Here is a 20,305-nt window from a genome sequence, read left to right as displayed (position 1 = left end):
GATTGCCATGTCCGAGAACCGCCTGCGCGACGAAATCTGCCGATACGGGCGATCGCTTTTCGAGCGGGGCCTGACGCCCGGTTCGTCAGGCAATATTTCGCTCAGGCTCGATGATGGCGGCTGGCTGGTGACGCCCACCAACGCTTCGCTCGGCTTTCTCGATCCCGCCCGCATTTCCCGCCTCGACGCCGCGGGACGACTCATTTCCGGAGACAAGCCGACCAAGGAAATTCCGCTTCACTCCGCCCTTTACGAGTCGCGCGGCAGCGCCCGAGCGATCGTCCACCTCCATTCCACCCATGCGGTGGCGCTCACCATGCTGCCGGAGATCGATCCGCGCGCAGCACTGCCGCCGATGACGCCCTATTATCTGATGCGCGCTGGTGAAACCGCCCTCGTGCCCTACTATCGCCCCGGCGATCCGGCGGTTGGCGATGCAATCCGTGGACTTGCAGGCAAGTACTCGTCGGTGCTGCTTGCCAATCACGGTCCAGTGGTGGCGGGCGGCAGCCTCGAGGCGGCGGTTTTCGCCACCGAGGAACTCGAGGAAACGGCGAAGCTCTATCTGCTTCTGCGCAATCTCAATCCGCGCTATCTCAGTCCGGAGCAGGTCGCTGATCTTGCGAGAACCTTCGGGCTCGACCTGCCGTCCCTTGATGGTCATGAAGGGCATGATCACGACTGAGTGGTCGGAAGCCGGTCTTGGCCGGAAGGTCTCCGAACTGTTATGCGCCGCACAAGAAGCACACGCATTTTTGGTGCGGTGCCGCGACGAACTGACCTTGACCGCGTCCTCATTTGAGATGTCTATTTGTATTACTGATCCGGTGGACCAACCAGTAGATCAGTCGGAGGCGTGTCGCAGTGAACGGCAGTCCCATACTCACGCAAATGCCGAAAGTCGGGCGGAGCCTCGAACGCCGCACCGCGCGTGACGTGATTGCCGACAAGCTGATGGTTCTCGTCGCGACCAACATGCTGCGTCCGGGCGACGAACTTCCCGGCGAGCGGGAACTCGCCAACGTGCTCCATGTCAGCCGTGAGACGGTGCGCGGCGCGATCCAGACGCTTGCGGCGCGCGGAATCATCGAGGTCTCGCAAGGCAGCCGCAGTCGGGTCGCCAATGTCGATCTCAGCGACGTGACCGTGACGATCGCCTCGCCGAACGCCATCGACAGCTATGATCTCGAGGCAGTCCATGCCGCAAGGCTCCACATCGAGTTGAAGGTCGTTGGCGACGCTGCCGAAAACATCGACGAGGACACGTTGCGCAAGCTGGAGACCCTCCTCGAAGCGCAGCGCCTCGGCGGAGACGACGCCATGCGCTTCCTGATCTGCGACCGCGAATTTCACGTCGCGATCTATCGGGCGTGCGGCAATCCGCTGCTCTCCGATTTCGTCACCGACCTCTACACCTACATGATGAATTACCGGCGAAGCGCGATGTCGCGACCCGGTGCGATAGGGGCGAGCTACAAGGATCACAGTGACATCGTGGAAGCGCTTGCACGGCGCGACCGCGAAGCGGTCGTCGCGGCGTTTCGCCACCATCTCATGCGAATCTACGAGACGACGAAGGAACTGCTCGCAGAGGTCGGACGAGCGGAAAGAAGCATGGGCAAGGGTGCAAAGACACGTTGAACCCGGAAGGTTTCGGGGATCGAACGGGAGGTTCGCCGCGAATGCATGTCATGGTCATAGGTGCGGCCGGAATGATTGGCCGCAAACTGGTCGAGAAACTCGCCGCTGAGCCGGACGCTCTCGGCTACGAAATCGCCAAGCTGACGCTCGCGGACGTCATCGAGCCGTCGGTTCCGCCTGGGCTTGCCTCGATTTCGAAGACGCTCGCGCTTGACCTGTCATCGGAAGGGATAGCGGCGCGGCTTATTGCATCGCGACCCGACGTGATCTTCCATCTGGCGGCGATCGTCTCCGGCGAGGCGGAGGCGGATTTCGACAAAGGCTACCGCGTCAATCTCGACGGCACGCGAGCGCTCTTCGAGGCTATTCGCCATGAAAGCCGCAACGAAGCCTATTTCCCACGCCTGCTCTTCGCCTCGTCGATTGCCGTCTTCGGCCAGCCTTTCCCGGAAAAGATCGGCGACGAATTCTTCACGACGCCGCTGACGAGCTACGGCACGCAGAAAGCCATCTGCGAATTGCTGCTCGCCGACTATACGCGGCGCGGCATCTTCGACGGCATCGGTATCCGCCTGCCGACCATCTGCATCCGGCCGGGCAAGCCCAATAAGGCGGCGTCAGGCTTCTTCTCGAACATTCTGCGCGAGCCGCTCGTCGGGCAGGAGGCGGTGTTGCCGGTGGACGAGAATGTCCGCCACTGGTTCGCAAGCCCGCGCTCGGCGGTCGGTTTCTTCGTCCATGCAGCGCGCATGGACACTGCGAAGATCGGGCCACGGCGCAACCTGACCATGCCGGGCCTGTCGGCGCTGGTCGGCGAGGAAATCGCGGCCCTCGGGCGAGTTGCCGGCGAGAAGGCCGTGCGCCTTATCCGCCGCGAACCGGATCCCGTCATCTCCTCGATCGTCGCCGGCTGGGCCACTGATTTCGACGCCCGGCGCGCGCGCGAGCTCGGTTTTACGGCAGAAAGCAATTTCGACGAGATCATCCGGATCCACATCGAGGACGAACTCGGAGGAAAGATCTGACATGGCTCGAGGCATGAGAACTGGCGAAGGCAAGATCGCGCTGGTGACGGGCGGCGGCACAGGCGTTGGGCGCGGTATTGCGCAAGCGCTGAGCAATGAAGGCTACGTGGTCGTCATCACCGGCCGCCGGTCGGACGTGCTGGCCGCAGCCGCGAGAGAGATTGCGGCGGAGAGCGGTGGCGTTGTTCGGGCGGTTGCCTGCGATGTCGGCGACCCGGGCGAGGTCAAGGACCTCTTCGATGCGGTGCGGGCAGAGTTCGGCCGGGTTGATCTGCTCGTCAACAATGCCGGCACGAATGTGCCGCCGGTTCCGCTGGAAGAGGTGACCTTCGAACAATGGAGCGCCATCGTCGCGGCGAACCTGACGGGAGCCTTCCTCTGCACGCAGCAGGCATTCCGGCTGATGAAGGCGCAGGAGCCGCGCGGCGGAAGGATCATCAACAACGGCTCGATTTCCGCGAGCACCCCGAGGCCGAATTCCGCCCCCTATACCGCGACCAAACACGCGATCACGGGTCTGACGAAATCCACGGCGCTCGATGGACGAGTTCATGACATCGCATGCGGCCAGATCGATATCGGCAATGCGGCGACCGACATGACGCAAAAGATGAGCACGGGCGTGATGCAGGCCAATGGCGAGATCGCGGCCGAGCCGACCATTCCCGTCGCGCATGTCGCCGAGGCCGTCATCTACATGGCGTGCCTGCCGCTGACGGCCAACGTGCTGACCATGACCGTCATGGCGACGAAAATGCCGTTGGTCGGCAGGGGATAGGAGAATTCAAGAGGTCGCGTGAGCACGGGGAGGGGAACGACCGGACCGCGCGACCAGCATGGGCAGATCCTTGGAGGAACGCATATGGCAGCCGTAGACTTCGTCGATGTCAGAAAATCGTTCGGTGCCTTTCCCGTCATCAAAGGCGTGAACATCGAAATCGAGGACGGCGAATTCGTCATTCTCGTCGGTCCTTCCGGCTGCGGAAAATCCACGCTGCTGCGGATGCTGGCGGGACTTGAAAACATCTCCGCGGGCGAAATCCGCATCGGCGACCGGGTCGTGAATTCGCTGCCGCCCAAGGACCGCGACATTGCCATGGTGTTCCAGAACTATGCGCTCTATCCGCATATGACGGTCGCGGACAACATGGCCTTCTCGCTGATGCTCGCCGGTTCGTCCAAGGCGGATATCGACAAGCGCGTCGGCGCGGCGGCGGAGATCCTCGGCCTGTCGAAGCTGCTCGATCGCTACCCGCGCCAGCTTTCCGGCGGCCAGCGCCAGCGCGTCGCCATGGGCCGGGCGATCGTGCGCGACCCGCAAGTTTTTCTCTTCGACGAACCGCTTTCGAACCTCGATGCGAAACTGCGCGTGGCCATGCGCGCAGAGATCAAGGAACTGCATCAGCGCCTGAAAACCACCACCGTCTACGTCACTCACGATCAGATCGAGGCGATGACGATGGCCGACAAGATCGTCGTCATGCATGACGGCATCGTCGAGCAGATCGGCGCACCGCTCGATCTCTATGACAACCCGGCCAATCTCTTTGTCGCTGGTTTCATCGGCTCGCCGGCGATGAACATGCTCAAGGGCAGGCTCGATCCGGCCAATGCCAACGCATTCCTCACGCAGGACGGCACGGCGCTACCGGTGGCGCGTCCGGCCGCCGCCGCAAGCGGACGCGAGCTCGTCTATGGTCTCAGGCCCGAATACATGGCCTTGGACCCGAACGGCCTGCCCGCCGAGATCGTGGTGATCGAACCGACCGGCTACGAGACGCAGATGATCGTCCGGCTCGGCGGCAACGATGTCACCTGCGTCTTCCGTGAAAGGGTGACCGCCAGGCCCGGCGAGACGATCCGTCTTTCGATCGATGCCGCGCATGTTCACCTGTTCGACGCCGAGAGCGGACGACGCTTGTTCGATTGATGCTGCGCGGAGAGGCAACCCGGGGGAAGAGGAGCCTCCGGTCTTGATCGCGCGGAGATGTCCGGCAGGGGCTGGGCATCATTGCCGCCGCATTCGCCAAGCGGGACGGTGAATGCCGGGAAGGACGTGCTCCCGCTTTTCAAGGAGGAGTATCATGCCAATAAAGAGACGTGACTTTCTCGCAGCCTCCGCTGCTCTCGCCGGTGTCGCCGGCCTTTCGCCACTCGGCATCCGGCCGTCCTTCGCGCAAGCCGCTGAGCCGAGCTACAAGCCGGAGGAAGGCGCGAGCCTGCGGCTTCTGCGCTGGACACCTTTCGTCAAGGGCGACGAGGACGCCTGGCTCGCCAACACCGCGAAGTTCACCGAAGCGACCGGTGTTCAGGTGCGCATCGACAAGGAAAGCTGGGAAGATATCCGTCCGAAGGCCGCGGTCGCCGCGAATGTCGGCTCGGGTCCCGACATGGTGATGTGCTGGTTCGACGATGCGCACCAATACCCGGACAAGCTCGTCGACCTGACGGAACTGGCGAACTATCTCGGCGGCAAATATGGCGGGTGGTACGACGGCGTGAAGGGCTATGCAAGCCGCGGCGACCAGTTCATCGCCATGCCGCTGACGGCGATCGGCAACGCCATCTGCTATCGCGACAGCCACATGAAGGCGGCAGGCTTCAGCGAATTCCCGAAGGACACGGCGGGCTTCCTCGAACTCTGCAAGGCCATGAAAGCCAAGGGAACGCCGGCCGGCTTCCCGCATGGCAAGGCTGTGGGCGACGGCAACAACTACGCCCACTGGCTGCTCTGGAGCCATGGCGGCAAGATGGTCGACGAGAGCGGCAAGGTCACGATCAACAGCCCGGAGACGCTCGCAGCGATCAACTATGCCAAGGCGCTCTACGAGACTTTCATTCCGGGCACCGAAAGCTGGCTCGACATCAACAACAACCGCGCCTTCCTCGCCGGACAAGTGTCGCTCACAGCCAACGGCGTCTCGCTCTATTATGCGGCAAAGAAGGACCAGGCGCTCGCGGAACTGGCCGCCGACATCCGCACCACCAACTTCCCCGTCGGCCCGGTTGGCCAGAGCGTCGAACTGCACCAGACGAGTTCGCTGCTGCTCTTCAGCCACACCAAATATCCGGAGGCGGCAAAGGCCTACATCAAGTTCATGATGGAAGCCGACCAGATGAATGCCTGGATCCAAGGCTCCAGCGCCTATTGCTGCCAGCCGCTGAAGGCCTTCGCCAACAACCCGGTCTGGACGTCAGATCCGATCCACGCGCCCTATGCGCGCGCTTCGGAAACGTTGCGTCCGAACGGTTACGCCGGACCACTCGGCTATGCCTCGGCCGGCGTCATGGCGGATTACGTGCTGGTCGACATGTTCGCGACGGCAGTCACCGGGCAGATGACGCCGGAAGACGCCGTTGTCGAGGCCGAACGGCGGGCAAACCGTTACTATCGCGTCTAGCCATCTTGGGCGGCTCTTGATCGGGCCGCCCAACACCGGAAAGGCGCCGACGAAACATTGCCGGCGCTAAACTGCGAGATCTTCCGCGGGAGAAGTTCGATGCCCACAGCACCATCCGGAAAGCAGCCATCCGTCATGGCTTCGCTCATGCAGAACAACAACGTGCTCGGCTTCCTGTTCATGCTGCCGGCAGCTGTGTTCCTCGTCTGCTTTCTCACCTATCCGCTCGGGCTCGGCGTCTGGCTCGGTTTCACAGACACGCGCATCGGCCGCGACGGCATCTTCATCGGGCTTGAGAACTATGTCTTCCTTGCCGAGGACTCGGTCTTCTGGCTCTCGGTCTTCAACACGCTGCTCTACACCTCGGTCGCCTCGATCCTGAAGTTCGGGCTTGGCCTGTGGCTTGCTCTCCTGCTTAACGAAAACCTGCCGTTCAAGTCATTTTTCCGGGCGATCGTGCTGCTTCCTTGGGTTGTACCGACAGTGCTTTCCGCGCTTGCCTTCTGGTGGATCTACGATTCGCAGTTCTCGATCATCTCCTGGTCGCTGATGCAGCTAGGCCTCATCGACGGGCCGATCAACTTCCTCGGCGATCCGACCAATGCCCGGATTTCAGTCATCGCCGCCAACGTCTGGCGCGGCATTCCGTTCGTCGCCATCTCGCTGCTTGCCGGGCTGCAGACGATACCGGCTTCGCTGCAGGAGGCAGCCTCGCTCGACGGCGCGACCAACTGGCAGCGCTTCCGCTATGTGACCTTGCCGATGCTGACGCCGATCATCGCCGTCGTCATGACCTTCTCGGTTCTCTTCACCTTCACCGATTTCCAGCTCATCTACGTGCTGACCAAGGGCGGGCCGGTGAACGCGACCCATCTGATGGCGACGCTTTCCTTCCAGCGCGGCATTCCGGGCGGTCAGCTCGGCGAGGGGGCGGCGATCGCTGTTGCCATGATTCCCTTCCTGCTTGCCGCGATCATGTTCAGCTTCTTCGGACTGCAGCGCCGCAAATGGCAGCAGGGCGGCCAGGATTGATAGGAGGCATGCCGTGAACACCACCGCGAAAATCCCGGACGACGTCCTTACCGATCATGCGGAGGGCATGAGCTACCTCAACCGGCTGCCGCGCCGGATCGTGGTTCTCTACCTGCCGATGGCGGTCTTCGTCTTCGTCCTCCTGTTTCCGTTCTACTGGATGGCGATCACGGCGGTGAAGCCGAATTCGCAACTGACCGATTATAATAACTACAGCCCATTCTGGGTCGTCGGACCGACGCTCGAACACATCAAGTATCTGTTCTTCGAGACGTCTTATCCGGGCTGGCTGTGGAACACGATGCTCGTTGCAGTCGGCTCCACAATACTCTCGCTTGCGGCCTCGGTGTTCGCGGCTTACGCGATCGAGCGGGTGCGCTTCACCGGCTCGCGGCCGGTTGGGCTGATGATCTTTCTTGCCTATCTGGTGCCGCCGTCGATCCTGTTCATCCCGCTCGCCTTCATCGTCTTCAAGTTCGGAATCTACGATTCGAGGCTGGCGCTGATCTTCACCTATCCGACCTTCCTCATCCCCTTCTGCACCTGGCTCTTGATGGGCTACTTCCGTTCTATTCCGTTCGAATTGGAGGAGAGTGCACTGGTGGACGGTGCGACGCGCTGGCAGATCCTCGTCAAGATCATCCTGCCGCTCGCCGTGCCCGGTCTGATATCGGCAGGCATCTTCGCCTTCACGCTCTCCTGGAACGAATTCATCTATGCGCTGACATTCATCCAGTCTTCGGAGAACAAGACCGTTCCGGTGGGCGTTTTGACCGAACTCGTGCGCGGCGACGTGTTCGAATGGGGGGCGTTGATGGCGGGTGCGCTGTTCGGCTCGCTGCCGGTCGTCATTCTCTACTCGTTCTTCGTCGACTACTATGTTTCGTCGATGACGGGTGCGGTGAAGGAGTAGCGCGGCATGCTCATGGCCGGCCAATGACGAAATAGCGCTGGCTGGGCGAGGCCTGCAGCGATCATCGATCGACGGGGCAGGCCTCTGACCGTCAGCGTTTCCAAACGGCTGGCTAAGATTTACCACCGGGCCGGGAAGGCTGCCATTCGCCAAAACGGCTTACCTCCGACGTGCGAGCGATGGCACCCAAATGGATATGCTACTTGTGGCTGCAGCTCCCGATGGGCGATCCCCCCGCACGCGACGGTTCTCAGTAGTCAGAGGGTGCCACCCATCCATTCGACTGCGGCGATTGCCGAGCCGAGCAAAATAACCGGCACCGAGAGGGCGCCGAGGAACTTGATCATCTGAATGCGGCGCGAACGTCTGCCATGCCAATCGTAAGCCATCTTTTTAAGCCTCTGACTGCATCCAAGTTCTGCGCATATCAAAGCATCAAAGGTGCCGGACGGTCGAGTCCCAAAGTCGTGACATGCCCTTCGGGCGAGCCCGCCGGCGTGCCACACGTGGCCAACGCGCGGCAATGCTTCCACTAAATTGCCGGAGGCTGCGCAATCCTCGGCCGCTCAGCCATTGCGTTTTCGGATCTAAACTGGTTCTTGAATGCACAGTGAAGAAGCGATCGGCGCCGGAGCGCGCCCTGAGATAAGGTGCTTGGATGAGGTACTTGTGCTAAAGGCGGCGGACAGCTTGCCCGACGTGGTGGACAAGACGTGGCATCCGCCGGACGGGGCGAGGCTCGGCGCGACGTTCTTTGTCCGCCGCGCCTTTCCATGGCTCGGCCACTATTTTGGCGGGGCTCCGCTTGCCTCGACACTCGCCCCAGATATCGACGGAATTGTCTCGTGGGGTGGGCGCATTCCGGCAAAGACCGCAATGGCTGTTGCCCGCTTGCGGCGATTGCCGCATTGGCACCTCGAAGATGGCTTCCTGCGCTCGGTCGGCCTTGGCAAGGACGGAGCCGCACCCGTCTCGATCATAGTGGACGACCGGGCGCTTCCTGTCGACGGCGGGAAGGCGTCGCGCCTGGAGTTGCTGATCGCCGAGGCGGCTAGGGGGAACTGGGATCTTCTGGGGGAGCGCATCCGCGCGCGGATGGTCGAGCACAAGCTGTCGAAATACAACAACCTGCCGCACGAGCCGCCCTCGATCGAACAGAGCACCCGGAGGCGTATCCTGCTTGTCGACCAGGTTTTTGGCGATGTCTCAGTGGAGTGTGCGCTTGGCGGCCGTCACTCCTTCAACACGATGCTCGACGATGCCTTGGCAAGCGGCGCGCAATGTGTCGTGCGTACCCACCCGGACGTCATGGCCGGCTACCGAAAAGGCTATATGACCGAGCGTGCCGCGAGGACACCTGGCGTCATTCTCCTGGCCGACCGCGTGTCCGTCGCTTCAATTCTCGACGTCGTCGACGAGGTATGGACCGTGTCGAGCCAGGTCGGCTTCGATGCCTTGTTGCGAAGGATGCCCGTGTGCTGCTACGCCATGCCATTCTACGCGGGATGGGGGCTGACGGACGATCGGGCAAGCGGCAGCGCCGTGACCGCCTTGGCGCGGCGCGCTGGTGCGAGACCCTCCATCGATCAACTCACGGCTGCAACGCTCGGGCTCTATCCGACTTATCGCAATCCGGAAAACTGGCAGCCTATGGATGTGTTCGCGGCGATCGATTTCCTGGTCGCGGAGCTCGAGACGGCGCGGCGCGGCTATATCGTTTCATTGTTTGATTGAAACAGTGACCACTCCCGCCGGCCAACAAGCTGGCCGATCCGCCCGCAGCTCGAAGCTTCGTCAATTTTCCTTTACCGAAATACCGTCCTGGCCAATCTTGATCTCGACGCCCGGCTGGCTTTCCTCGCGGTAAACATAGATGCCGAGCCCGACTGCGACTACAGCAAGAGCTGCGATGATGAGATAGAGCCCGTTCCGGTTCATCCAGTGCCGTCCTTTCGATGATTGGTGTACTCTATCGCATGTTCCTCGAACCGAGGCGATCTCGCGTGGGGGAGCTTGGCGACATGACCGGTCCGTAGAGTCGCTACCGCTCGTGGCGTCAAGCGATCATTCGCGCTTGTTGTTGAAGTGCGCGTTGCCCAGGCCGGTGCCGATCGTCAGAACTCCCCAGCCTGAGACGTCCTGCATGAATGGGATCTGCGAAAGCCCCTGAACGACGGCGTCGTTGTGCATGATCACAAAGGTTTCGTCCTCGCCGATTTGTGGAATGGCCTCCTTGATCGCGGCAGGCAGATTGAAGTGCTCGCTTTCCCAGTTGCCGCCTGGCAGGTTCTGACCGCCGCGCACGATCGATCCATCGGCGGCGATGACGCCGGGGCAGGCCACTCCAATCACGGGTGCGGGTAAAAGGTCGGCCTTATCCGCCTTTGCGATGAGCTCTTCAATCATGCTGATGAGACGTTCGATCGCGGTGGTCCGATTGGGCTTGTCGTCCGCGTGTCGCCATTTGTCTGACTTCCAGACCTTGGCCTTTGAGAGGTCCGCCTCTTCTTTCAAGCGCAGCTCGACTATGCCCACGCGAAGATTTGTGCCGCCAATATCAACGGCGAGCATAGCCTTGTGCCCCTTCAGCATCCAAGTCGGCATCAGGTGGGCGGCGCCGATAAGCCCTGCGTCATCCGGATGGTGGGCGATGGGAGTAAGTTCTACCTTGGTGCCCTTGGCCTTTAGCAGCACCATTGCACGGGCGATTGCGAGTTCACCTACGGCGCTCCCTCCAAAGCCACCACCGATCACGACACGCTCCGTATTGTTCCAGCTCTTTTGTTGCAGGAATTTGGCGAGAATGCTGGCGAGCTCGCCCGCGAAATCGTCAGCCGCTCCCATAATCAGGGCGGCCGCCTCCTTGTCGTCACCCTTCAGAAGTGCGTCGATCTGCTTTTTCGACAGATCGCCGGTTGGCGTCTTCCCGAGTGGATCGTCGCCCCCCTTGCGCACGCGCCTGCGCCATGCGTCGAGCTTCTCCTGAAAGGCGTATTTGTTGGCCTTGTCGCCCAGGAACCCGTCAGAGCTACGCAGTCCGATATTGTAGCCGTCGACCGTGACCGACGGTAAATCGTCGGCACCATGAGTGAGGAGGGCGCCATCTGGCTTCTCGTTCGCGGATCTGCTCACGCAACCTCCCGTATGACGATTCACCTGAACTGGATCCGAGACCGGAGTGAGTCCTATAACGTGAGGGGCCGGGCGATGTTCCGACGTCGAGGCTGCAAATCGAGAAAGAAGTCGATTGGGGATGGATAACGCCGATAGCAGAGCCTAAGCGATTGAAATGATCGAATTAAGTTGATGCGTAGTAGGCGCGGGGACCGGTAATTGGCAGCGGTCAAAAATGCTCGTGCGTGAGCGTCACGCTCTATCACTTCTGCTCATGGTGAGTCGATTTGACGCACGGCACGTTACCATATTCGTTTTGTCCCATGCATCGAGCTCTTCAATCGGGTACAGCACCGCCTTTCTGACTTTCGGTCGCGAATTCGGTCGAAAGCCCGGTTCAAGGCTAGACCCCCTTGCCAGGCAGAAACTCGGTAAGCTCATTGCAGATTCCGCTTGGTGGTCTCGCCGCCATGACGATCGGACGTGTCCTCGAAGAAGTACGAGGGTGCCACATCGAGCACTTCTGCGATCGCTTGAAGCCGGCTTGCTCCGACCCTATTGATCCCGTTCTCGTACTTCTGCACCTGCTGGAACGTAATCCCGAGCGCCTTGGCAAGGGCTTCCTGGGTCATCTCGATCCAGAGTCGGCGCATGCGGATCCGGCGGCCTATGTGAATGTCGATTGGATCAGGTTTCTTTCTTTCAGGGGTACGAGTGAACACGCGTTACTCCTGTGTTTGCTGATTTCGAACCAAGCGTCGCCGGCGAGTCGGGATCCAGAACCAACCGATCGAGCGCAATGCGTAACGCCCTCCGTCGGCGCACGAGCATCCCTGAAACCAGGAGCCTCAGGAACCGCCCGTGCGGAACGGCGTCGAACAACAGAGCTCCTGCCGCTCCGATAAACTTCCTCGCGAAGCTCCTCAAAGTCAGTTGTATACTGCTACAGTGCTCAACTTATGTCTTGTCTTTGCACGCCAACTTTGCTGCTCGTATATTTTCAGCCTTGGAAGTTTGCCTTTGTACTCACCGCCGGAACTCGCATTGCGACCCGATCTTCCGACACAGATCGCCGAGAGGCGCGGTGCAATTGCCTACCCCGAAGGCCAACCCTCCTCCGCGTTGCGAAGCAAGGTGATGACCGAGGGCATGACATCGCTCAGCCTTCATTTGCGCTTGATGAGTTCGAGCGTTACATGCGGTCCAACAACAACGAAATCGCCTGGAAGCCTAAAAACGAGCGGTCATTCGTCGTCCGCACAACGCGATACGATTCGATGACGCAAATTACGAAGGAGGTGGCCTTCCTGATGAAGGTGCGAGAGCCTTCGGAACTACCAACAATCGATCCGGCCTTCGCTTCCGGTGCAATTGCGGTTGCTGCAATCGCCCTCAATTCCGAATGGGCGATACCCGCGTTGCGCAAAACCTGCTGCTTCAGATGGAGACCGACATCAGCATGAGGCGGCAAAACGGCGCGCTGTAAACTCGGTAACAGGTCTTCAGATGGCCACACATTGCGGGATGCCGCCCCTCGATCCCCCAGCGCCTGGCCCCGTTGGAGCACCGGCCTTTGGACAGCAAATATCTGCTAAATGGAAGCTTAGGGTTGGTCGATCGCCGGCTCTGATGTAAATAGGGGCTATGTCACATCAGAAACAGTTTCTCGGGGCCTCGAAACCGGACGCGGTTTCAGGAGAGGACTTCATTCGCGCCGCTCTCACAACAGATCTGCGGGGCTGGGCTCTGTTCCTCGATATCGATGGGACGTTGCTTGACCTTGCCGAAACGCCGGACGCGGTAGTCGTTCCGCCTTCGCTGCCTGCGAACCTCAATGCTTTGTCGAGAAAACTCGGAGGTGCTCTGGCACTAGTGACTGGTCGCGCCCTCGACTATGCCGACGGGCTCTTTTCGCCGGCCCATTTCCCCATCGCGGGGCTGCATGGTGCCGAGCGCCGCGATCCGGACGGCCTTGTACACAAAGCCGCCGACACGACGGAATTTGAGCGGCTGAAGGCCGATCTTGTCGCCGATACGGCCAACTGGCCCGGGGTTTTGATCGAGGACAAGGGAGCGGCGGTCGCCGCGCACTACCGGCTTGCACCGGACAGACAACTCCAACTTGAATTGCTGATCGAGCGGGCGTTGATCCGAGCAGGGCCAAACTGGGCGATCCAGCATGGCAAGATGGTGATCGAAATCCGTCCGGCACGAGCCGACAAGGGCGACGCAATCGCGGCGTTTCTTGCGCAGCCACCCTTTGCCGGGAGGCGCGCCATCGCCATTGGAGATGATGTGACCGACGAAGCGATGTTCCGCACGGTCAACCAACTCGGCGGCTACTCGATCCGCATCGGACCGCCCTTGCCTTCGAGCGAAGCGCTCGGCTCCGTTCCCTCTGCCGAGGCCCTGCGCGGCATCATCGCCGCACTGGTCTCCTGAATTTTTGAGCACCTGACACATCTTCTTGAATGAAGGGAGTTCGGCATGGGCCGTCTCATCATCGTTTCCAACCGTGTACCTGTTCCGGAAAAGGGTGGTATTGCGCCCGCCGGTGGGCTGGCGGTCGCGCTGAAAGTCGCCCTCGAAGAGCATGGCGGCATATGGATGGGCTGGTCGGGGAAATCGAGCGGAGAGCGCGAGCCGCAGGCGCTTGCACAATTGCAGCAGGGTAACATCACCTATGCATTGACGGATCTGACCGACACCGATGTCGAGGAATATTACCACGGCTTTGCCAATCGGGTTCTTTGGCCGATCTGCCACTACCGGCTTGATCTCGCCGAATACGGTCGCAAGGAAATGGCCGGGTATTTTCGCGTCAACCGCTTCTTCGCCCGCAGGCTTGCCCCGCTTGTCAAACCTGATGACGTCATCTGGGTGCACGACTACCACTTAATCCCTCTCGCGGCAGAGCTGCGCCAAATGGGATTGAAGAACCGGATCGGTTTCTTTCTCCACATTCCCTGGCCGCCCGCTGATGTGCTCTTCACGATGCCCGTTCACGAGGAGATCATGCGTGGCCTGTCTCACTACGACGTCGTCGGCTTTCAGACAGATCATGACCTTGAGAACTTCGCCGGCTGTCTCAGGCGGGAAGGCATCGGCGACGAACTTGGCGAAGGGCGCTTCAGCGCCTATGGCCGCATATTCAAAGGCGGCACCTATGCAATCGGCATTGAGACTGCAGCCTTTGCCGAATTCGCCAAAAAGGCAGCGACCAACAAGACGGTCAAAAGAACGCGTGAAAGCATTGGCCATCGCAGTCTGATCATTGGTGTCGATCGCCTCGATTATTCCAAGGGGATCACGCAGCGCATTGACGCCTTCGAACGCTTCATCCTGGCCAATCCGGCCCAGCATGGGCATGTGACCTATCTACAAATCACGCCGAAATCCCGTTCCGAAGTGCCGGAGTACGAAGCCATGCAGCGCATGGTTGCCGAACAGGCCGGCAGGGTGAACGGCGCGCTCGGCGCCGTCGATTGGGTTCCGATACGCTATATCAACCGCTCCTTAGGCCGCCACATTCTTGCCGGGCTTTACCGGCTTAGCAAAGTTGGCCTCGTGACGCCGCTTCGAGATGGGATGAACCTCGTCGCAAAGGAATACGTAGCCGCGCAGGATCCGGACGATCCCGGCGTGCTTCTGCTTTCCCGGTTCGCCGGAGCTGCTCGCGAGCTGAACGGCGCGCTGCTCGTCAACCCATACGACGTGGAGGGTACCGCAAACGCCATGGCGCGCGCGCTGAGCATGCCGCCGAAAGAACGGAAGGAGCGCTGGAAGACGATGATGGATCACTTGCTGGAACACGATGTCACGCGCTGGTGCCAGGATTTTCTCGATGATCTAACGGGCAGAACCGAATCGGCCTGGATAGAGCCCTTAGATGGAAGGCAGGCTTCGTATTCTGAAAAAACTGGGATCAAAACTGGCGAATAAATTTTCTCAAGCCGCCGCACGCCATTCTTGAACTCACCAACCGCCGGCGACAGGATCAGATATTCTCCGGTGTGAAGATGTCGAAAGCCAGGAAGGTCTGTCCTGGCACGCCGGCCGCTCCCCGATCGATCGCGCCGATCATCAAATTGACGGTTTCCCGCACGAGGGCCGGAACCGGGGTTGCGATCGCCATCATGACTGCCTCGTCGGCAAGCGCTGCGCGTGACTCCGGCGTGAGTTCGTTGACGACCACCAGCAGCTTACGCTCGAGCTTTTCCTCTCGGATCGCCGAAATTGCGCCCTCCATCCCGCCGCCGCAGACATAGAAACCGATGAGATCGGGATGCCGCCGCAAAAGGTCAAGCGTTGCCTCGTGGGTGATCTCGGCGGTATCCAGGTTGACCATCGTGTCGAGCACCTCGAATTCGGGCGCGTTCTCGCGAAAATAGGAGCGAAACGCGATCTCGCGCAGTTCATGCCCGTGAAAGCGATGGCTGCCGACAAAGGCCGCGACCTTTCCCGGGCGTTTCGCCGCCTTGGCAATCATCCAGGCTGCAGTTCGTCCAACCTTGTGGTTGTTCAAGCCGATATAACCCTCGCGCACGCCGGCTGCGAAATCGGAAAGCAGCGAGAAGACCGGAATGCCGCGCTCCTTCAGCTCTTCTATCACCGCCGTGACGGCTGGATAGTCGGGCGCGACAAGTGCGATCGCCTGGTTGCGTGCCGCCATCGCCTTCAGCTTTTCGGTGATGCCTGCCGGGGTAGAATTCGGAACGAAGTCCACCTGAGGGAGCGCGCGGACATGGGTCAGTGACAGCGCCGCGTTCTCGATCTCTTTCGCAACCGCCTGATAGAAAGACTGCTGCGGTTTTTGCAGGAGGAAGCCGAGACGATATTGCGGGAGATCCTCGAATACGCGCTGGCGAAGCAGGCCGACGGCGTGATAGCCGATCGTCTTGGCCGCGTCGTAAACCCTTCGTGCCGTTTCCTCTCGCACCGGATGACGCCCGTTCAAGACACGATCGACCGTGGCGACGCTCACGCCGGCCGCCCGCGCAAGATCCGCGATCGTCGGTCTCCTGGTCATTGCGCTTCCTCCTGAAATTATCCCCTCAAGCATGAAGCCGGCGCTATGATGGAATTTGAGAGAATATATCATGACTGCATTGAGAATTGCCAAAAGTCAACATACCCTCCTTTCATCGAATTTGGGGCGCAATCGGGAGTGCGCTTCGGGAGGACGAGATGACGACGGTTGCCACGAAAAGAGATTACAGCCTGCTCGGGCGCGATGCCGAGGCGGCGGTCGCCAGCGGGCTTTCCGCGGCTGAGTGGTATCACACCGAGATTCCGCGCAAGCAAATGAAGGAATTGATGAAACGCGAGGATGGCCCGGCCATTCGCGACACCGTCCTCTGGCTCGGCAGCATGGTGCTTTTCGGGGGGCTCGGCATCTATTTCTGGGGCACTTGGGTCGCGGTGCCGCTTTTCCTCGCCTACGGCGTCCTCTACGGCTCGGCCTCCGACAGCCGCTGGCACGAATGCGGCCATGGCACCGCGTTCAAGACGATGTGGATGAATGATGTCGTCTATCAGATCGCCTGTTTCATGATCATGCGCAATCCGGTGACCTGGCGCTGGAGCCACACCCGCCACCACACCGATACGGTCATCGTCGGCCGCGACCCGGAAATCGCCGTCATGCGCCCGCCGGATCTTCTCCGGCTCGTTCTCAATTTTTTCGGCATCATCGATGTCTGGCACGCTGTCATCGATATGGTGCGGAATGCCTTCGGCGTGATCAGCGCTGCCGAAAAGACCTTCATTCCGGAAATGGAGCAGCCGAAGGCGATTCTGGTCGCCCGCATCTGGCTGGCGATCTATGTCGCGACGATCGGCCTGTCGATCTATCTCGGCTCTCTTCTGCCGCTGACGCTGATCGGACTGCCCCGCCTCTATGGCGCCTGGCATCACGTGTTGACCGGCCTGTTGCAGCATGGCGGGCTTGCCGACAACGTCACCGATCACCGGCTGAACAGCCGCACGGTCTATATGAACCCGGTGAGCCGCTTCATCTACTGGAACATGAACTATCACGTCGAGCATCACATGTTCCCGATGGTGCCTTATCACGCGCTGCCGAAGCTGCATGCGATGATCAAGCACGACCTGCCGGCGGCGAGCCCGTCCATGCTTCACGGCTATCGCGAAATGATCCCGGCTTTCCTCAGGCAGCTCAGGAACGAGGACTATTTCCTGAAGCGCGAACTGCCGCCGACGGCAAAGCCCTATCGCGAAGAGTTCCACAACGACCGGGTCATCCACGCCGCTGAGTGAGCGTGGAAAACGACAGTCTATCAAAACCTTGCATTGAAGGGAGGAAACCCATGAGCTCGAACTGGGTCGAGGTCTGTGCGGCCGACGAAATCGATGAGGAAGACGTTATTCGCTTCGATCACGAGGGGCGAACCTTCGCCGTCTATCGCAGCCCCGATGACGATTATTTCGCGACCGATGGGCTCTGCACCCACGAGCACATTCATCTCGCCGATGGGCTGGTGATGGACGACATCATCGAATGTCCCAAGCACAACGGCCGCTTCAACTACAAGACTGGCCAGGCCAAGGGCGCCCCCGTGTGTGTCAACCTCCGGACCTATCCGGTGAAGGTTGAGGCCGGCAGCGTCTTCATCGCGATTTCCTGACGACAAATTGCCTTAACGCCGAACCGGCGGAGGGAGGAGAAGGCATGACACATATCGTCATCGTTGGTGCCGGTGAATGCGGCGCGCGGGCGGCGTTTGCGCTGAGAGAAAAAGGCTTCGATGGCGAAATCACGCTGATCGGCGCCGAACCGCAACTTCCCTATGAACGCCCGCCGCTTTCGAAGGAAGGGCTCGCGGGCGCCGAGCCCCCGAAATATGTGGCGGCGGCGGAGCGCTATCAGGATGCCGGAATAACGGTGCTCACCGAGGCACCCGTCGAGACGCTCGACCGTGAGCAGAAGAAGGTCAGGCTCGCTGACGGTCGTTTGATTGCCTATGACCGGCTGCTGCTTGCGACCGGCGCCCGGCCGCGGGCGTTTCCGGGCGCTCCGGAAAACTCCGAACGCATCCGCATGCTGAGGACGCACGCCGACGCGGCGGCGATCCGTCCAATGCTTCTCCCCGGCCGTAAACTTGCGATCCTCGGCGGCGGTTTCATAGGACTCGAACTCGCCGCCACCGCCCGCAAGCTCGGTGCCGATGTCATTCTCGTCGAAGGCCTGCCGCGGATACTAAGTCGCGGTGTGCCGGAAGAGATCGCCGCGGTCGTGGCCGGGCGGCATCGGCGCGAAGGCGTCGAGATCGTCTGCGGCGCGAAGATCGCAGCACTTGAAGAAGAGGGCGGCCGAGCGCGTGTTCTCTTCGCCGATGGCGGCAGCGTTTCCGCCGACCTGGTCATCGTCGGCATCGGCGCGGTCCCCAACACCGAACTGGCGGAGGCCGCGGGTCTTGCGATTGACAACGGCATCGCAGTCGACGAGCGGCTCAGCACCTCCGATCCCGATATCTTTGCCGCTGGCGATTGCTGTTCCTTCCCTCTGTCGCATTACAGCGGGCGGCGGGTGCGGCTCGAAGCCTGGCGCAACGCCCAGGAACAAGGGACGCTCGTCGCCAATAGCCTAATCGGCGGGGTCGAGCCTGTCTCCAGCGTACCGTGGTTCTGGTCGGATCAATACGATCTCACTTTGCAGATTGCCGGTCTTGCCGACGGCGCGGCGAGGACAGTCCGGCGCGACATGGAGGAGGGGGCCTTCATCCTCTTCCATCTGGATGGCGATGGCCGGCTGATCGCCGCCAGCGGCGTCGGCCCCGGCAATGCAGTCGCGCGCGATATCCGCCTTGCCGAAATGCTCATTGCCGCGGGCAGCCGACCCGACCCGGCGGCGCTTGTTTCGCCCGAAACAAAGCTCAAGAAGCTGCTGGCAGCCTGAGCGTCGCCCGGTTCCCCCTGTTCCCTAAGCACCCCGCTGGAGGTTTCGATGAAACACCGCCGCCCGACTGTTGCCGATCTGTTGTCGATGAAAGGCACGAGGCAACTGACCATGCTTCGTGTCGTGACGCTAGACGAGGCCGAAGCCGCCGAGGAGGCCGGCATCGACCTCGTCTCCGTTCCCCCGGCACTCCTGGGACCGGAATTCCGCGAGGCGGCACCCTCCGTCTTCGCCTTCCCCGGGCTCGAATATGGCGATTACGTCACGGCGGAGGAGTATCTGCGCGCCGCCTTCCAGGCGATGCGTACCGGCGGCGACGCGGTCTATTGCGCTGCCGGTCTCTCCACGGTCAGGCGGCTGCGAGAGGAGGGCATTCCTGTCTGCGGCCATGTAGGGCTGATCCCCTCCAAGGCCACCTGGACCGGCGGCTTCCGCGCGGTCGGCAAGACTGCGGAAAGCGCGCTCGAGGTCTGGCGGCAGGTAAAGGCGCTCGAAGAGGCGGGCGCCTTTGCGGCCGAGATCGAGGTCGTGCCCGCCGAGGTGGCGACGGCGATCTCCAGGCGCACTTCGCTGCTGACGCTCTCCATGGGTGCTGGCACCGGATGCGACGCACAGTATCTTTTCGCGGAGGACGTGCTTGGGCAGAACCGCGGCCATTATCCGCGCCACGCCAAGGTCTATCGCGACTTCGCCGCCGAGTTCGACCGCCTGCAGCAGGAGCGCGTCGCCGCCTTCCGCGAATATGCCGAGGACGTTCGCTCCGGCGCCTATCCGGAAAAGGCGCATCTGGTTGGCATCGCGCCGGCGGAAGTGGAGGATTTTCTCGAGAAAATCGATGCGCAGGAGTAGAACCTTCTCGCAAATCGAAAGCAGCGGCTCTGCGCTGAAGGACGCGACGGCAAGGACGAAAACAATGCACAATTATGTTTTGACGGTAACCTGCAAATCAACACGCGGCATCGTCGCGGCGATCTCCCGCTACCTCGCCGAACAGGGTTGCAACATCATCGACAGCTCACAGTTTGACGATCTCGAAACGGGTCTCTTCTTCATTCGTGTCAGCTTCATTTCGGAAGAGGACGTGAGCCGGGAGGTGCTCGAAAAGGGCTTCGCGCCGATTGCCGAGACGTTCGGCATGGAAGCGGCAATCCACGACGCCAGCGAGCGCATGAAGGTGCTGTTGATGGTGTCGCGTTTCGGCCATTGCCTGAACGACCTGCTCTACCGCTGGAAGATCGGCGCGCTGCCGATCGACATCGTC

20 protein-coding genes and 1 pseudogene are annotated in these 20,305 nt (G+C 61.0%); 16 read left to right on the top strand and 5 right to left on the bottom strand.

The window, feature by feature from the left end; genetic code table 11:
• The first annotated feature begins 7 nt into the window (after positions 1 to 7).
• From QN224_RS07375 to QN224_RS07340, 8 genes are all read left to right on the top strand, one after another.
• Complete coding sequence (locus QN224_RS07375) at positions 8 to 685, top strand: aldolase (protein ID WP_283976124.1); 678 nt, start codon at positions 8 to 10, stop codon at positions 683 to 685.
• Positions 686 to 864: 179 nt separating this feature from the next.
• On the top strand, positions 865 to 1,641 hold the full coding sequence (locus QN224_RS07370) for a FadR/GntR family transcriptional regulator (protein WP_173511556.1): 777 nt from the start codon (positions 865 to 867) through the stop codon (positions 1,639 to 1,641).
• Positions 1,642 to 1,682: 41 nt separating this feature from the next.
• The gene (gene denD, locus QN224_RS07365) at positions 1,683 to 2,666 is read left to right on the top strand and encodes a D-erythronate dehydrogenase (RefSeq protein ID WP_283976123.1); all 984 of its coding nucleotides are present in this window, start codon (positions 1,683 to 1,685) and stop codon (positions 2,664 to 2,666) included.
• A gap of 1 nt (position 2,667) precedes the next feature.
• Positions 2,668 to 3,444: an SDR family oxidoreductase gene (locus QN224_RS07360; RefSeq protein ID WP_283976122.1), complete on the top strand. Its 777-nt coding sequence runs from the start codon at positions 2,668 to 2,670 to the stop codon at positions 3,442 to 3,444.
• Positions 3,445 to 3,528: 84 nt separating this feature from the next.
• The gene (locus QN224_RS07355; RefSeq protein ID WP_173511553.1) at positions 3,529 to 4,596 is read left to right on the top strand and encodes an ABC transporter ATP-binding protein; all 1,068 of its coding nucleotides are present in this window, start codon (positions 3,529 to 3,531) and stop codon (positions 4,594 to 4,596) included.
• A 154-nt stretch (positions 4,597 to 4,750) separates the two neighbouring features.
• A complete protein-coding gene (locus tag QN224_RS07350; RefSeq protein WP_173511552.1) occupies positions 4,751 to 6,067 on the top strand; it encodes an ABC transporter substrate-binding protein in 1,317 nt (438 codons plus the stop codon).
• 99 nt (positions 6,068 to 6,166) lie between these two features.
• The gene (locus QN224_RS07345) at positions 6,167 to 7,099 is read left to right on the top strand and encodes a carbohydrate ABC transporter permease (protein WP_173511551.1); all 933 of its coding nucleotides are present in this window, start codon (positions 6,167 to 6,169) and stop codon (positions 7,097 to 7,099) included.
• Between the two features lie 13 nt (positions 7,100 to 7,112).
• Complete coding sequence (locus tag QN224_RS07340; RefSeq protein WP_173511550.1) at positions 7,113 to 8,012, top strand: carbohydrate ABC transporter permease; 900 nt, start codon at positions 7,113 to 7,115, stop codon at positions 8,010 to 8,012.
• A 257-nt stretch (positions 8,013 to 8,269) separates the two neighbouring features.
• On the opposite strand, the gene QN224_RS07335 is transcribed toward QN224_RS07340, so the two are convergent.
• Positions 8,270 to 8,401, bottom strand: a complete 132-nt coding sequence (locus QN224_RS07335; RefSeq protein ID WP_282438641.1) for a hypothetical protein — start codon at positions 8,399 to 8,401, stop codon at positions 8,270 to 8,272.
• Positions 8,402 to 8,666: 265 nt separating this feature from the next.
• Between QN224_RS07335 and QN224_RS07330 the strand changes: the two genes are divergently transcribed.
• Positions 8,667 to 9,746 (top strand): capsular biosynthesis protein, encoded by a 1,080-nt coding sequence (locus QN224_RS07330; protein ID WP_283976121.1) that lies wholly within the window; start codon positions 8,667 to 8,669, stop codon positions 9,744 to 9,746.
• A 60-nt stretch (positions 9,747 to 9,806) separates the two neighbouring features.
• Here QN224_RS07330 and QN224_RS07325 read toward each other — a convergent pair whose 3' ends face one another.
• From QN224_RS07325 to QN224_RS07315, 3 genes and pseudogenes are all read right to left on the bottom strand, one after another.
• The gene (locus tag QN224_RS07325; RefSeq protein ID WP_173511549.1) at positions 9,807 to 9,950 is read right to left on the bottom strand and encodes a hypothetical protein; all 144 of its coding nucleotides are present in this window, start codon (positions 9,948 to 9,950) and stop codon (positions 9,807 to 9,809) included.
• Positions 9,951 to 10,076: 126 nt separating this feature from the next.
• Complete coding sequence (locus tag QN224_RS07320) at positions 10,077 to 11,144, bottom strand: ROK family protein (RefSeq protein ID WP_283976120.1); 1,068 nt, start codon at positions 11,142 to 11,144, stop codon at positions 10,077 to 10,079.
• A 284-nt stretch (positions 11,145 to 11,428) separates the two neighbouring features.
• Positions 11,429 to 11,848, bottom strand: a pseudogene (locus tag QN224_RS07315) (helix-turn-helix domain-containing protein).
• Between the two features lie 922 nt (positions 11,849 to 12,770).
• Between QN224_RS07315 and otsB the strand changes: the two are divergent.
• Both otsB and otsA read left to right on the top strand, forming a co-directional pair.
• Positions 12,771 to 13,568 (top strand): trehalose-phosphatase, encoded by a 798-nt coding sequence (gene otsB, locus QN224_RS07310; RefSeq protein ID WP_173511547.1) that lies wholly within the window; start codon positions 12,771 to 12,773, stop codon positions 13,566 to 13,568.
• Positions 13,569 to 13,613: 45 nt separating this feature from the next.
• The gene (otsA, locus tag QN224_RS07305) at positions 13,614 to 15,068 is read left to right on the top strand and encodes an alpha,alpha-trehalose-phosphate synthase (UDP-forming) (RefSeq protein ID WP_283976119.1); all 1,455 of its coding nucleotides are present in this window, start codon (positions 13,614 to 13,616) and stop codon (positions 15,066 to 15,068) included.
• A 55-nt stretch (positions 15,069 to 15,123) separates the two neighbouring features.
• On the opposite strand, the gene QN224_RS07300 is transcribed toward otsA, so the two are convergent.
• Positions 15,124 to 16,155 carry a LacI family DNA-binding transcriptional regulator gene (locus QN224_RS07300; RefSeq protein WP_283976118.1) on the bottom strand — a complete coding sequence of 344 codons (1,032 nt, stop codon included), beginning with the start codon at positions 16,153 to 16,155 and terminating at the stop codon, positions 15,124 to 15,126.
• A 158-nt stretch (positions 16,156 to 16,313) separates the two neighbouring features.
• On the opposite strand from QN224_RS07300, the gene QN224_RS07295 reads away from it, so the two are divergent.
• The 5 genes from QN224_RS07295 to QN224_RS07275 form a co-directional block, all read left to right on the top strand.
• The gene (locus QN224_RS07295; protein ID WP_283976117.1) at positions 16,314 to 17,405 is read left to right on the top strand and encodes a fatty acid desaturase family protein; all 1,092 of its coding nucleotides are present in this window, start codon (positions 16,314 to 16,316) and stop codon (positions 17,403 to 17,405) included.
• A gap of 50 nt (positions 17,406 to 17,455) precedes the next feature.
• Positions 17,456 to 17,773, top strand: coding sequence for a MocE family 2Fe-2S type ferredoxin (locus QN224_RS07290; RefSeq protein ID WP_173511543.1), 318 nt, complete (start codon positions 17,456 to 17,458; stop codon positions 17,771 to 17,773).
• Positions 17,774 to 17,817: 44 nt separating this feature from the next.
• A complete protein-coding gene (locus QN224_RS07285; protein ID WP_283976116.1) occupies positions 17,818 to 19,044 on the top strand; it encodes an FAD-dependent oxidoreductase in 1,227 nt (408 codons plus the stop codon).
• Between the two features lie 48 nt (positions 19,045 to 19,092).
• Positions 19,093 to 19,893: a 3-methyl-2-oxobutanoate hydroxymethyltransferase gene (locus QN224_RS07280; protein ID WP_283976115.1), complete on the top strand. Its 801-nt coding sequence runs from the start codon at positions 19,093 to 19,095 to the stop codon at positions 19,891 to 19,893.
• A gap of 64 nt (positions 19,894 to 19,957) precedes the next feature.
• Positions 19,958 to 20,305, top strand: a 348-nt coding sequence (locus tag QN224_RS07275; protein WP_283976114.1) for an ACT domain-containing protein, incomplete at its 3' end; no start/stop codon positions are given.

The sequence above is a fragment of the Sinorhizobium sp. 7-81 genome (assembly GCF_030124405.1).
Lineage (GTDB): Bacteria > Pseudomonadota > Alphaproteobacteria > Rhizobiales > Rhizobiaceae > Sinorhizobium > Sinorhizobium psoraleae.
The sequence above is the reverse complement of the archived record's forward strand: the minus strand, read 5'-3'. Positions and strand labels throughout refer to the sequence as shown.

What these genes read in the sequence shown, in the direction of transcription:
- QN224_RS07375 (WP_283976124.1), top strand. Translation starts at nt 8, where the DNA reads ATGTCCGAGAACCGCCTGCGCGACGAAATCTGCCGATACGGGCGATCG.
- denD (WP_283976123.1), top strand. Translation starts at nt 1,683, where the DNA reads ATGCATGTCATGGTCATAGGTGCGGCCGGAATGATTGGCCGCAAACTG.
- QN224_RS07360 (WP_283976122.1), top strand. Translation starts at nt 2,668, where the DNA reads ATGGCTCGAGGCATGAGAACTGGCGAAGGCAAGATCGCGCTGGTGACG.
- QN224_RS07355 (WP_173511553.1), top strand. Translation starts at nt 3,529, where the DNA reads ATGGCAGCCGTAGACTTCGTCGATGTCAGAAAATCGTTCGGTGCCTTT.
- QN224_RS07350 (WP_173511552.1), top strand. Translation starts at nt 4,751, where the DNA reads ATGCCAATAAAGAGACGTGACTTTCTCGCAGCCTCCGCTGCTCTCGCC.
- QN224_RS07345 (WP_173511551.1), top strand. Translation starts at nt 6,167, where the DNA reads ATGCCCACAGCACCATCCGGAAAGCAGCCATCCGTCATGGCTTCGCTC.
- QN224_RS07335 (WP_282438641.1), bottom strand. Translation starts at nt 8,401, where the DNA reads ATGGCTTACGATTGGCATGGCAGACGTTCGCGCCGCATTCAGATGATC.
- QN224_RS07325 (WP_173511549.1), bottom strand. Translation starts at nt 9,950, where the DNA reads ATGAACCGGAACGGGCTCTATCTCATCATCGCAGCTCTTGCTGTAGTC.
- otsB (WP_173511547.1), top strand. Translation starts at nt 12,771, where the DNA reads ATGTCACATCAGAAACAGTTTCTCGGGGCCTCGAAACCGGACGCGGTT.
- otsA (WP_283976119.1), top strand. Translation starts at nt 13,614, where the DNA reads ATGGGCCGTCTCATCATCGTTTCCAACCGTGTACCTGTTCCGGAAAAG.
- QN224_RS07300 (WP_283976118.1), bottom strand. Translation starts at nt 16,155, where the DNA reads ATGACCAGGAGACCGACGATCGCGGATCTTGCGCGGGCGGCCGGCGTG.
- QN224_RS07295 (WP_283976117.1), top strand. Translation starts at nt 16,314, where the DNA reads ATGACGACGGTTGCCACGAAAAGAGATTACAGCCTGCTCGGGCGCGAT.
- QN224_RS07290 (WP_173511543.1), top strand. Translation starts at nt 17,456, where the DNA reads ATGAGCTCGAACTGGGTCGAGGTCTGTGCGGCCGACGAAATCGATGAG.
- QN224_RS07285 (WP_283976116.1), top strand. Translation starts at nt 17,818, where the DNA reads ATGACACATATCGTCATCGTTGGTGCCGGTGAATGCGGCGCGCGGGCG.
- QN224_RS07280 (WP_283976115.1), top strand. Translation starts at nt 19,093, where the DNA reads ATGAAACACCGCCGCCCGACTGTTGCCGATCTGTTGTCGATGAAAGGC.